The sequence below is a fragment of the Fulvivirga aurantia genome, assembly GCF_009711475.1.
GTDB classification, from domain to species: Bacteria; Bacteroidota; Bacteroidia; order Cytophagales; family Cyclobacteriaceae; genus Fulvivirga; species Fulvivirga aurantia.
In genome coordinates this window covers 1-12,764 of sequence record NZ_SMMD01000874.1, presented here as the reverse complement: position 1 = coordinate 12,764, position 12,764 = coordinate 1, and the positions used below count along the sequence as shown (strand labels likewise).

At 39.6% G+C, this 12,764-nt stretch carries 9 protein-coding genes; 3 read left to right on the top strand and 6 right to left on the bottom strand.

Annotation, left to right across the window (positions count from 1 at the left end; translation table 11 throughout):
* The 3 genes from E1176_RS14100 to recQ all read right to left on the bottom strand — a co-directional run.
* Nucleotides 1-1,107: PSP1 domain-containing protein (locus E1176_RS14100; RefSeq protein WP_155211276.1), on the bottom strand; the 1,107-nt coding region annotated here is incomplete at its 3' end.
* 44 nt (nt 1,108-1,151) lie between these two features.
* Entirely contained in the window at nt 1,152-2,444 is a 1,293-nt protein-coding gene (purD, locus tag E1176_RS14095) for a phosphoribosylamine--glycine ligase (protein ID WP_155211275.1), read from the bottom strand.
* A gap of 60 nt (nt 2,445-2,504) precedes the next feature.
* On the bottom strand, nt 2,505-4,691 hold the full coding sequence (recQ, locus tag E1176_RS14090) for a DNA helicase RecQ (RefSeq protein ID WP_155211274.1): 2,187 nt from the start codon (nt 4,689-4,691) through the stop codon (nt 2,505-2,507).
* A gap of 164 nt (nt 4,692-4,855) precedes the next feature.
* On the opposite strand from recQ, the gene E1176_RS14085 reads away from it, so the two are divergent.
* Nucleotides 4,856-5,824 (top strand): KpsF/GutQ family sugar-phosphate isomerase, encoded by a 969-nt coding sequence (locus tag E1176_RS14085; RefSeq protein WP_155211273.1) that lies wholly within the window; start codon nt 4,856-4,858, stop codon nt 5,822-5,824.
* Between the two features lie 64 nt (nt 5,825-5,888).
* Nucleotides 5,889-6,965 (top strand): mannose-1-phosphate guanylyltransferase, encoded by a 1,077-nt coding sequence (locus tag E1176_RS14080; RefSeq protein WP_155211272.1) that lies wholly within the window; start codon nt 5,889-5,891, stop codon nt 6,963-6,965.
* On the opposite strand, the gene rlmB is transcribed toward E1176_RS14080, so the two are convergent.
* Both rlmB and E1176_RS14070 read right to left on the bottom strand, forming a co-directional pair.
* Nucleotides 6,960-7,700, bottom strand: coding sequence for a 23S rRNA (guanosine(2251)-2'-O)-methyltransferase RlmB (gene rlmB, locus E1176_RS14075; RefSeq protein ID WP_155211271.1), 741 nt, complete (start codon nt 7,698-7,700; stop codon nt 6,960-6,962). The genes E1176_RS14080 and rlmB overlap by 6 nt on opposite strands.
* Before the next feature lie 13 nt (nt 7,701-7,713).
* Complete coding sequence (locus tag E1176_RS14070) at nt 7,714-8,889, bottom strand: GWxTD domain-containing protein (protein ID WP_155211270.1); 1,176 nt, start codon at nt 8,887-8,889, stop codon at nt 7,714-7,716.
* Between the two features lie 89 nt (nt 8,890-8,978).
* Between E1176_RS14070 and E1176_RS14065 the strand changes: the two genes are divergently transcribed.
* The gene (locus E1176_RS14065) at nt 8,979-9,752 is read left to right on the top strand and encodes a class I SAM-dependent methyltransferase (protein WP_155211269.1); all 774 of its coding nucleotides are present in this window, start codon (nt 8,979-8,981) and stop codon (nt 9,750-9,752) included.
* 76 nt (nt 9,753-9,828) lie between these two features.
* On the opposite strand, the gene E1176_RS14060 is transcribed toward E1176_RS14065, so the two are convergent.
* Nucleotides 9,829-12,764: glycosyltransferase family 117 protein (locus E1176_RS14060; RefSeq protein ID WP_155211268.1), on the bottom strand; the 2,936-nt coding region annotated here is incomplete at its 5' end.

The following is a 12,764-nucleotide window of genomic DNA, read 5'->3' as shown; positions in this document are numbered from 1 at the left end:
TCTTCTTTTTTTACCTTTTCTCTTGCCTTTATTTTTGTTGTTGTATTTCCTGTCCATCTTCTCTAAATCGCTATTTAGAGCAAGACTGTCTTTATCCGGCTCATTATCTTCCAGTAAGGAAGCAGGCTTATTTCCTTTTTTGTTTATGCTCAGGATTTCTTTTACTCTTCTTACATCAATTGGTATCCAGGTATTTTCATCATCATAGCCAAACCACATTACTTTTCTGAAAATATCGGTTTTTTGAAGTTTGGCTTTGCCCTTCTCAGTAATCAATGGGCCTTCCAGCTGAGGGATGTCCTCTAGTGCATCCATGTAGGTATCCAGCTCATAATTGAGGCAACACTTAAGCCTACCACACTGCCCGGAAAGTTTGCTAGGGTTGAGGGAAAGATTTTGATAACGTGCCGCACTGGTCGATACACTTTTGAAATCTGTCAACCAGGTTGAGCAGCACAATTCGCGCCCACATGAGCCTATACCTCCTAAACGGCCAGCCTCTTGCCTTAAGCTGATCTGGCGCATCTCTACTCTGATCTTAAATTCGCTGGCAAGTATTTTAATCAGTTCTCTAAAATCAACGCGGTCATCGGCCGAATAATAAAAAGTGGCCTTTGAGTTGTCAGCCTGATATTCGATATCAGATAACTTCATTTTTAATTTCAGGCTGTTGATGATCTCTCGTGTACGGTAGAGGGTAGGAAGTTCTCGCTTTTGTACTTCATCGTACTTTTCGAGGTCTTTTTGATGAGCAATGCGGTAGATCTTTCTGATCTCATCATTGTCCTTTACTTTCTTCTTTTGCATTTGTAGCCTTACCAGCTCACCCTTCAAACTTACGTGACCAATGTGGTGCCCATTAGGTACATCTACTACCACGGTGTCACCGGTAGTGAGGTCAAGGTCATCAGAGTTTCTAAAAAACTCCTTGCGACCACCTTTAAAGCGGATCTCAACTACTTTAAATTTATCTACCACTGGTAAGTCCATATTAGACAACCAGTCAAATACATTCATTTTATTGCAGCCGCCAGTCTGGCAGCCACCATTATTTTGACAGCCTTTTACGGTGCCATTTCCTGAACTACAGGTACTACATCCCGACATAGCTAACTTTTTTCATTCTACCACTTCTAAAGATACTAAAATGATCATGAATCTAAATGTAGCGCAAGTATATCTTTCCCGATATCTCTGCGGCAATACATGCCATCCCAGTGAATGTGGTCTATTCCGTTGTAGCTTATGGCTAATGCATCTTCTAATGTATCCGCTTTGCCTGTTACGGCTAGTACGCGGCCTCCGTTAGTGAGAATTTTATGTTTGTCGGCTTTGGTTCCTGCATGTATGATGAGTCCGTCACGTACGTCTGCAAGGCCGGAAATTGACTTGCCTTTTTCGTAACTACCAGGGTAGCCTTTTGAGACTGCCACTACTGTACTCGTTACCTGAGGATCAATATTGATTTTTGCAGAACTCAGCTTATCTTTTGCAGCAGCCAGGAGAAGGTCAACCAGGTCATTTTCAATTCTGGGAATCACAACCTGAGTTTCCGGATCTCCCATCCTTACATTGTATTCGATTACATATGGCTCATCATTTACGCTCATCAAACCAATAAAAATAAAGCCTTTGTAAGGAATGTCGTCTTTTTTGAGACCTTCAATAGTGGGCTTGATAATTCTTTTCTCAACCTTTTTTAGAAATTCTTCATTGGCAAAGTTTGCAGGAGAAACAGCTCCCATTCCCCCGGTATTAGGTCCGGTGTCTCGTTCGCCTATGCGTTTGTAATCTTTGGCCTCTGGTAGCACAATATAGTCTTTACCATCGGTCAGTACAAAAACAGAAACTTCGATTCCGTCTAAAAACTCTTCAACTAAAACTGTTTCGCTTGCCTCACCAAACTGCTGCTCGAGCAACATGGCTTTTAAAGATTCTTTAGCCTCCTGATAAGATTCGCAGATGATCACACCCTTGCCGGCAGCAAGCCCATCGGCTTTGAGTACAATTGGCAGGTTGCAAGTGTCTAGATAATTTAAGCCATCATTTATGTCTTTGGCTGTAAAACTCCTTGACTTGGCAGTCGGAATTCCATGCTTATCCATAAATTGCTTTGAGAAGTTTTTGCTTCCCTCTAGCTGGGCTCCTTTTTTGCCCGGGCCTACAAAAGCAACTTCTCGTAGTCCGCTGTCTGATTCAAAATAATCTCTCAGCCCTTTTACTAAAGGGTCTTCTGGTCCTACAACTACTAGTTCTATGCTATTTTCTAAAACGAAATTGCCGATAGCCGCAAAATCGTCTACTTTGATATTTACATTTTGAGCAACCTGTGTAGTGCCGGCATTTCCAGGCGCTACATATAGGTTTGAGCACTTTTCACTTTGAGCAATTTTCCATGCCAGCGTGTGTTCTCTGCCCCCGCTGCCTAAAATAAGTATGTTCATAATTGAATCTTATTTAAATACAAGGTGTCAAATTTAGGAAAATATGTGGGTGGCTAATACTTAATTTGCGTATTCTGACATAAACTTAATTCGCATCAGCCTGAGCTCTTCTTCTGAGTAATCTTCATTATCCTGATCCTTAAGTGCTTCCTGAATATTATCAGTGTCGGCATTTAAAAAATAATCGTAAAGATCATCTTGCTTTTCATCATCAAGCACCTGATCGATATAATAATCAAGATTGAGCTTAGTACCTGAGTAGCAGATATTCTCAATTTCTTTAAGCAGGTCATCAAAACTAATGCCTTTTGCATCTGCTATTTCTTCTAAGTCCACTTTTTTATCAATCTGCTGAATGATAAAAATCTTCATTTTAGACCGATTTACAGAAGATTTTATGACTACTTCAGAGGCTGTTGTGATTTCGTTTTCATCTACGTAATCAGAGATAAGAGAGAGGAATTGCTGCCCAAATTTTTGCACTTTACCCATTCCCACTCCATTTACATTGGCAAGTTCTGCTTCTGTAGTAGGGTAGGTGGTGGCCATTTCTTCTAAAGATGGATCCTGAAAAATGACAAACGGAGGTAACTCTTTTTGGTCAGCTATTTTCTTGCGAAGCCCTTTTAATAATCCAAAAAGCTTGACATCATAAGCCTTGGAATCAACCCTTGGTCGCTCACTGTTTTCTTCTTCACTAGCGTCTGTGGCATACTCATGATCCTTGGCAAATTTAATCGGATATGAGTCTTTGAGAAATTTGCGCCCTCTTTCAGAGACCTTAAGTACGCCAATGTTTTCTATGTCCTTTTCGAGAAATTCGTAAATCAACGCTTGTCTCACGTTTGATTTCCAAAAATCGATCGACTCTTCATTGCCCTTTCCGTAAACATCCAGTTTATCGTGATCGTAAGACTTTACGTACTGGTTTTCGCTACCTCGTATTACATTTACAAGGTGAGTGAGCCCAAATCGCTCACCAGTTGTAAGGGCAGCTTCAATCACAATTTTAAGCTCTTGCTCGGCCTGAAATTTTTCTTTAGGATTTTGGCAATTATCGCACTGCTCACAGTTATCTACCTTATACTCCTCACCAAAGTAGTGCAGTAGTTGTTTTCTTCTACAAACCGGTGATTCTGCATAGTATGACATCTCTTGTAGTAAGATGAGGGCATTCTCCCTCTCCTGTACAGATTTGTCTTTGTTAAACTTCTCTAGCTTGTTTATGTCATTGTGACTGTAAAACATCAGGCATTCGCCCTGGAGGCCATCTCTACCGGCTCTACCTGTTTCCTGATAATAACCCTCCAATGACTTTGGCACATCATAATGGATAACAAACCTAACATCTGGCTTATCTATACCCATACCAAAGGCAATGGTTGCCACAATAATATTTACATTTTCGTTGAGAAAGTCGTCCTGATTTTTTTCTCGAATAGAAGGATCGAGACCAGCATGATAGGGAGCCGCATTGAAACCATTTACATTTAAGATTTCAGCAACCTCCTGTACCTTTTTACGACTCAAACAATAGATAATTCCACTGTTGTTTTTATGCTTAGCCAAATACTGAACCAGCTGTTTCTTGGCGTGCTTTTTTGGCCTTACCTCATAAAAGAGGTTTGTTCTGTTAAAGGAAGACTTAAATAAATCAGCGTCTTCCATTTGGAGGTTGCGCTGTATGTCTTGCTGTACTTTAGGGGTAGCTGTTGCGGTAAGTGCAATTACAGGCAAGTTACCCAGTTGACCGATGATTTCTTTTATGCGCCTGTACTCAGGCCTAAAATCATGACCCCACTCAGAAATACAGTGTGCCTCATCTACAGCGACAAATGATATATTGGCTTGCTGTAAAAAATTTACATTTTCCTCTTTGGTGAGAGATTCAGGGGCTACGTATAGAAGCTTGATGTTTCCATTTAAGCTTTCTCTTTTTACCCTGTTTATTTCACCTTTGGTAAGTGTGGAATTGAGAAATTGTGCATTTATGCCGAAAGCTCTAAGCTGATCGACCTGATTTTTCATAAGTGCAATAAGTGGCGAAATTACGATCGCCAAACCATCAGAAATAATAGCAGGAAGTTGATAGCAAAGTGACTTACCCGCACCCGTTGGCATAATCACAAAAGTGTTTTTCCCTGCGAGTATGTTTTCTATTATTGCTTGCTGATTACCTCTAAATTGGTTGTAGCCAAAAACTTCTTTTAGCTTACCTTTTAATATGTCCGTCTCTTCTGCCAGCATGACATCAAATAAGAAATTTATAAACCTGAAACCTTCTTTAATATAACGTTTTTATATGAAACGCACTAGCAAATATAACAGAGTTGGTCGTGCTCTGTTATGGGCATTTCATTTTGATTTGATTATCTTAGAGCCGATTTTCTGACCACTAACGCAAAAGGACGTTGAAGTTAACAAAAAATATTCAAAACATCGCGAAGAACGTATTACTTAATGAGTCTGAGGCGATTAAAAACTTAATTGACTACATAGATGAAGGGTTTGAGGCTTGCGTAAATGAGATCTACAATTCGCAAGGTCGTGTGGTTGTAACCGGTATAGGCAAGAGCGCAATTATCGCCAATAAAATTGTGGCCACGCTCAACTCAACAGGTACACCCTCTCTTTTTATGCATGCTGCCGATGCCATACATGGCGACTTGGGTATGGTGCAAAAAGACGACATTGTAATTTGTCTTTCTAAAAGCGGAAACACACCAGAGATTAAGGTGCTGGTACCCTTGCTTAAAAGAACGGGATCAAAACTAGTTGGTTTGGTAAGTAATACCGATTCTTACCTGGCTCAAAATGCTGACTTTGTACTCAATGCTACCATTGGTATAGAGGCTTGCCCTAATAACCTTGCCCCAACAACTAGTACTACCGCGCATCTGGCAATAGGTGATGCATTGGCTGTCTGTCTCCTGGAGTTAAGAAATTTTTCTTCTCAGGATTTTGCAAAGTATCACCCTGGTGGATCACTCGGCAAGCAGCTATACTTAAAGGTTGATGATATCTATAGCAATAACGAGCTACCTACTGTTTCTGAAGACAAAACACTCAAAGAAGTAATAATTGAAATTTCGTCTAAACGATTGGGTGCAGCGGCTGTTGTAGATGGCAATAAACACCTATTAGGCATTGTCACTGATGGTGATATAAGAAGAGCTATGGAAAAGGAGCTTGATCTGGTGAGGGTAAAAGCTGCCGATGTAATGTCTGATGGGGCTAAAACTGTTGAGAAAGGCGATTATGCCGTAAAGGCGCTAAACATCATGCAGCAAAATAGCATAAGCCAGGTGGTAGTCTTAGATAAAAAGAAAGTAGTTGGCTTTGTACATATTCATGATTTGCTACGCGAAGGAATAGTATAAACACTACATAATAAAACGATGTTTTGTTAACTGAGACATCACAACAACCAAAACCGAAAAACTAATGAATAAGAATAATTATGTAGTTATAATGGCTGGAGGAATCGGCAGTAGATTCTGGCCATACAGTAGAAATGACCGCCCTAAGCAATTCCTGGATATTTTGGGCACCGGCAAGTCATTGATCCAAATGACTTTTGAGCGTTTCAATAAAATGATTGAAGACGATAATATTTATGTCGTTACTAATGATAACTACAAAGAGCTTGTAAAAACACAGCTACCAAAGCTCAAAGATGAAAATATCCTTTGTGAGCCGCTAAGAAGAAACACTGCTCCGTGTATAGCTTATGCCAGCCATAAGATTGCAATGAAAAACAAAGATGCAGTAATCACCGTGGCACCTTCAGATCATTTGATCCTCGAAGAAGATGCCTTTAGAAGTGTGATCACCACTGCATTGGAAGGGGCCGCAGACCAGGAGAAGCTTATTACTATAGGCCTAAAGCCAAATAGACCGGAAACCGGATTCGGTTATATACAATATCTGGAATCTGATAGTGAGCTAAAAAAAGTTAAAACCTTTACAGAAAAACCAGAAAAGGAGCTTGCAGTCAAATTTATTGAAAGTGGGGACTTCGTTTGGAACTCGGGTATATTTACCTGGGGCGTACAGGCCATTCTAAATGAATTTGAGAAGAGCCTACCAGAGATGGCAGAAATCTTCAATGAGGCCTCTCACAATTTCTGGACGGAAAAAGAAGATAAGGCTGTGGCCAGTGCTTATTCTCAATGTGCCAATATTTCAATTGACTTTGGAGTGATGGAAAAGGCACAAAATGTTTATACAGTTTTAGGTGACTTCGGCTGGTCCGACCTGGGATCATGGAATTCGTTACATGAGCAACTAGACAAGGATGATGAAGGAAATGCCATCAGAGGCAATGTAATGCTTTACGATACATCTGAGTCTATTGTCTATACTTCTAAAGACAAACTAACAATCGTACAAGGCCTGGATGACTACCTGGTCGCTGAGTGTGATAATGTGTTACTAATCTGCAAAAAAAGTGACGAACAAAAGTTCAGAGACTTTGTAGCAGATATTAAAGAAAAGAAGGGTAAACAGCAGTATTTATAATTTCTGCCTCACTGCTTCGTAAATGGCTACGGCAGCAGAAACTGAGACATTGAGAGAACCTATCTTGCCGGTCATTGGGATTTTACCCAAATGATCGGCCATTTTTAAGTACTCACCTGACACGCCATTTTCTTCAGAGCCTAAAATGATAGCAGAAGGCACTTTAAAGTCAACTTCATAAATAGATTTGTCAGTCTTTTCCGTACAGGCTACTACTTGTATTCCACTGTTCTTTAAAAAATCGATGGTAATTTTTAAATTTTCCTCTCTACATACAGCAAGGTGATTTAGTGCACCTGCAGAAGTTTTCATGGCATCGCTGTTTACAGCAGCACTTCCACGTGTTGGAATTACAATGGCATCAATACCGGCACACTCAGCCGTACGTGCAATGGCCCCAAAGTTTCTCACATCAGTTACCCTGTCCAAAATAAGAATAAACGGCTCTTTGCCTTTTTGGTAGCACTGATCGATGATGTTATCTAACGAAGCATATTTTACAGCTGAGATAAACGCCACAGCACCTTGATGATTCTTTCTGGTAAAACGATTTAGCTTTTCTGCAGGAACTTGCGAAATCGGCAGTTTATAACTCTTGGCAGTCTGAATCAACTCTTTGATCAACGGGTTTGACAGCCCTTTTTGAATAAATAATTTATCGATTTCATTCTCAGAATGTATAGCTTCCAGTATCGCACGTATACCAAAAATCATATCATTGTTGGTGTTCTTCATAGTTGTTGAGGTTTTAAAATCGACTTTTTCTCCAGGCATCGACCGCTCTAAACCAGACCGAGTCGTATTTCTTGTCGCGAATTAAGGTATAATGTGACGAAGAAAAAATATTATCAGTTTTTAAAAATCGAAATTTTATTCTTTGTTGTCTGTTATTACCGGCATAAACCCATACCTCTTCTGTGTCTGTTTTAAGTAGCTCATCTGGTGTTCCAAAAATGATATAAATCATACCGCGGTCAGTTTTCCAACCCTCCTTGAAAGTGGTAAATATTTCATTGGCATATTCGACCCGATCATAAAACTCTTTGATTATCTTTTTTGCCCTTTGTGGTGATTGCGTGAGGTCTAGCCAAAATTGATCAAACTCTTTTTTGGTCTCAATCTCATCCAGTCGTTCCTTTTCGGCTTTCGTGGTAATGTATACAAGTGGCTCTATCAGGTGAGAAAGCTTAGCCAATTCAGGGAAATATTTGTGGTAAACGGTTGCGCCACGACCAATCATTTTTGAAGTATCCTCTTGAAAATAGTAAAGCCCTGATTTTTGGAGTTTAAATGGGACGTTGGCTTCTATCCGAAAAGTAGAGTCAACATTAAATCCCTTTGAAGGAAGTGGGGCTCGGGTAATCATTGGTGGTAGGGCATGATCAAATCCATAGCTATAATAAAAAGCACTTAATGTCGAATTTGCCTGGTAGCTACCAGGCTTCAGGTATGAACTTACTACAGGCAGATCTCTATTCTTAATTACAAAATCAGCATTATGTGTAATTGAGATAGGATATTCATGATAAAAACTAAAGCCACTTTTAATGCTTATCACTCTTAAAATCACCCATTTACGGTTATTGTAAGCCGTGGTTATCTTGTACAATTGATGATCACTAGTTGACCCTAACCAAGAAGTATCTATGGAGGTTGGCTGAGTCAACTTTTGATTGAGATCTAAAGGAGTATAAACTTCAAAGTTGTAATCGTCTTTCGTTACATCTTTCAGGTTAAGTTTCAGTGCAGCTAAAATTACAATGGAGTCATCCTTAACTGTGACCTGCGCTTTCAAGCTTACTTCTGCGTTTTCGTCATATTGATGAGCCACATTTAACTCGCTAAATGCCCACTGTCCATGGCTGCTGTAGCTTAAGAACAGACAAGAAGATATGATCGCTATTTTGGCTAAATACCTGTGCATATATGATTTTAACGCTTTTCTCAGCAAAATAAAATTTAAGGCCGGGATAATTATTTTAATAAATACTACTTTTGCCCAAAATTAGAGTTATGGGCGTATATACCACAGAAATTGCTTCAGACAAGATTGCTTCAGACAATCCGATACACCAACGGTTGCTTAAAGCGTACTATCTTGCTGAAGAACATGTGCAGGGAGATCTTTTAGAAATAGGATGTGGAGAAGGAAGAGGTATAGCTATGTTGGAGGACAAAGTCGATAGCTTTACTGCTATAGACAAAATTGAGCCAGTTATAGAAAGCCTTTCTAAGCAATATCCCAAGGTTAAATTTATTCAGGATAATATTCCTCCTCTTAATAAAGTGGCTGATAATAGCTTTGATGTGATCATTACATTTCAGGTAATCGAGCATATAAAGAAAGATCGCTTGTTTTTAGAAGAGATCAATCGTGTGTTAAAACCCGGAGGTAAAGCATTAATAACTACACCTAATATAAAGAAAACACTTACGCGTAATCCATGGCATATACGAGAGTATACAGCTGATGAACTCAAGACACTGGCTGAGCAGATTTTCTCTAAGGTTACTATGCGAGGAATCACAGGGAATGAAAAAGTTTGGGAGTACTACGCGCAGAATAAAAAGTCGGTAGAGAAAATAACCAGGTTTGACTTTTTAAATCTGCAATATCGTTTGCCGGCAAGTCTTTTGAGGATTCCTTATGATATATTAAACAGGGTGAATAGAAATAAACTACAAACCAGCAATGATAGTCTGGTTAGTCAGATATCACACACCGATTATTTGCCTACTGATGATGCCGATCAGGCTTTAGACTTGTTTTGTATTGTAGAGAAATAAAATCTCTATCACATTATAAAATAAAAGAGGAGCTCAAATGAGCTCCTCTTTCGTTTTTAGTGTAATTTATTTTCAATTACATATTTCTTCTGTCGAGCTCTAGCTGCCCTACGTACTGGTTGTAAGCATCGCTGTATTGTCTGGCCAATTCATCTTCTCCATTTCTCATGAGAGTTCGGCTTACTTCATTAAGAATAACCAATGCTTTTTGTAACTCTAAGCCAATTCCTTGGTTTTGAGCTACCAGGTAAGAGGCCATTTCCATAGAGCGCTCACCAAGCGTCTTAGAAATTTCTAAAGCTTTCTCTGTTTCACCAACCTCAAACAATAGATCGATTGTTCTGGTGGCAGTATAATCGTAAGGGATCGCCTTATCAGGCATTTTTTCAAGGCTAAAGAGTAATGTCTCTTTCGCTTTTGCAGTCTTACCCTCGTCAATTAATACGGCAGCTAATGTATTAAAGCTAGTGCGGTGATTGAGTACAAAATTTCTGTAATCTTCCGAATAATAAACATTAGGATTATCAAGCTCACGATAATGGAAGTTATTCGTAAGGTTTTCATACATCAAATCCGTATTTACAAAATCCTGTCTCGGATTAGGATTCTCAATCGGTAAAATACGGTATGCATTACCTTCTTGTATCGAATACTTCTTCAGGTCAACATTTATTTGTTGCATCGAGGTATTATTCAAATACAACGGACGCTCCCAATTAGCACTTGCTATCAGGTCTAGAATAGCCAAATCCTTTTTCTCCAAGGCATTTCTTCCTCTTTTAAGGCTAAATACCATACGGTCAACAACCAAACTGTCCATACCGGGAGGTACAATGCCGCTTTCTAAAACCTTTTGTTTGTTTACCTTGAGTGAGAATGTACGACTTGGTACAGCATTGGCAGACTCATAAACACGTAGGTTTTTATTGTTAGACTTAATCAGTGATAAGAACTGCTCCAGGTCAATTACCTTCAGACCAAGACCCATATCTTCATACGGAAGATAATCATTGGGTCCACCTTGACGGTAGTTGTCCAAAGTAAGTGTGTACGGAAAAGGCTCCGACTCATACATCTGGCGCATAGTCTGCTCAATGTACCAATCAGTATTGAAGTAGCTTAATACAATTACCCTGACGTCAGTTCTGAAACCTTCCACATCTTGTACATACCAAAGTGGGAAAGTGTCATTATCCCCACCCGTAAATAAAATAGCATTTTCGTCTGTAGAGGCTAAGAAGTTTTTGGCAGAGTCTACTGAAAAATACCTGCTTGATCTATCGTGATCGTCCCAGCCTTGTTGCGCCATGATGGCAGGGGCCACGAGACACAAGACACTGGCTATGATAGCTGCATTTTTTTGAGAAGTAGCTCTGCTTAATAAATCTGCAAATGCCATTACCGATAAGCCAACCCAAATTGCAAAAGCATAGTATGAGCCTGCATAGATATAATCACGCTCTCGCGGTTCGATAGGTGGCGAGTTGAGATATAGTATTAATGCCAAACCTGTAAGGAAAAATAGCATGGCGACCACAGCAAAGTTTTTTCTGTCTTTTCTATATTGAAAGAATAGACCCACAATACCTAAAAGAAGCGGTATCATGAAAAATTGATTTCTACCGGCATTATTTTGAATTTCCGTAGGCACTTCTTCAAAAGCGTCTAACGGACTAAGCCAGTTAGCATCTTGAATATCACTTTCTCTACCTGCAAAATTCCACAAGAAATAACGCATGTACATGGTTCCCATCTGGTGCTTAAACATAAACGCCAGATTGTCGCCAAAAAATGATGGCTTCTCACCTTCTCTTAATCCTGTGATTTCTCTATAGCGTTGTGCGTGTGCCGGAGAGCTACTGTACATTCTTGGTAGGATGGTGGTGTGCTCAGGATCGTACTTATATGACATATCACGGTCGATAAGCTCATATTTATCTTCACCCTTTCTGTATTTCGCATCACCTTGTTCGGTACCCGTTACCTGTGCCGTAAAATACTGACCATGTAAAAGCGGACGACTTCCATATTGCTCACGCTTGAGGTACTTCACAAAAGTCATTACATCTTCAGGATTGTTTTGATCTATAGGTGGGTCATAATTAGATCGTATTACAATAATTGTATATGAAGAGTAACCTATAAGAATAAAGGCGATACCCAATAACGCTGTATTTAGAATCTCTTTTTGCTTCCTAATAGAATACATAATGCCCCAAATCAAAGAGCCAATTACCAATACTCCTATGAAAATAGCTCCAGAACCAAATGGTAGTCCCCAGCTATTTACAAACATGATTTCGAATACACCGGCAAGAGAAGGCAAGCCAGGGATGATTATGTTATTAATTAAGATTATGAAGGAACCACTGATAAGTAATGTAGCTATTATCCCCCATGGAGTCGATTTCTCATATTTTTTGAAGTAATAAATAAGGCCTAAGGCAGGTATAGTAACTAGGTTTAATAAGTGAACACCAATAGATAATCCCATCATATAGGCGATAAGGATCAACCAACGATTTGCTCTACTTTCGTCTTCCATGAGATCCCATTTCAGAATGGCCCAAACTACAAAAGCGGTAAAGAAAGAGGACATCGCATATACTTCTGCCTCTACTGCCGAAAACCAAAATGAGTCTGAAAAAGTGTAAGCTAAGGCACCGATTGCACTGGCACCTATAATCGAGAAAGTTTGCGCTGTGCTTATTTCGCTGTTAGCGTCTAGATTTAAAATCTTTCTTCCGAACATAGAGATCGTCCAGAAAAGGAATAAAATAGTGAAGCCACTGCTAAGTACACTTACCATGTTAATCCAGAAGGCTACATTTTCTACATCGCCCAAAGCAAAAAATGAGAAAATTCGACCAACAAGTAAGAAGAAGGGAGCTCCAGGAGGATGGGGAGCCATGAGCTTATAAGATACGGCTATAAATTCTCCACAATCCCAATAGCTCGCTGTTTGCTCAACAGTAAGGGTATAAACGAGTGTAGAAAGGGCAAAAACTACCC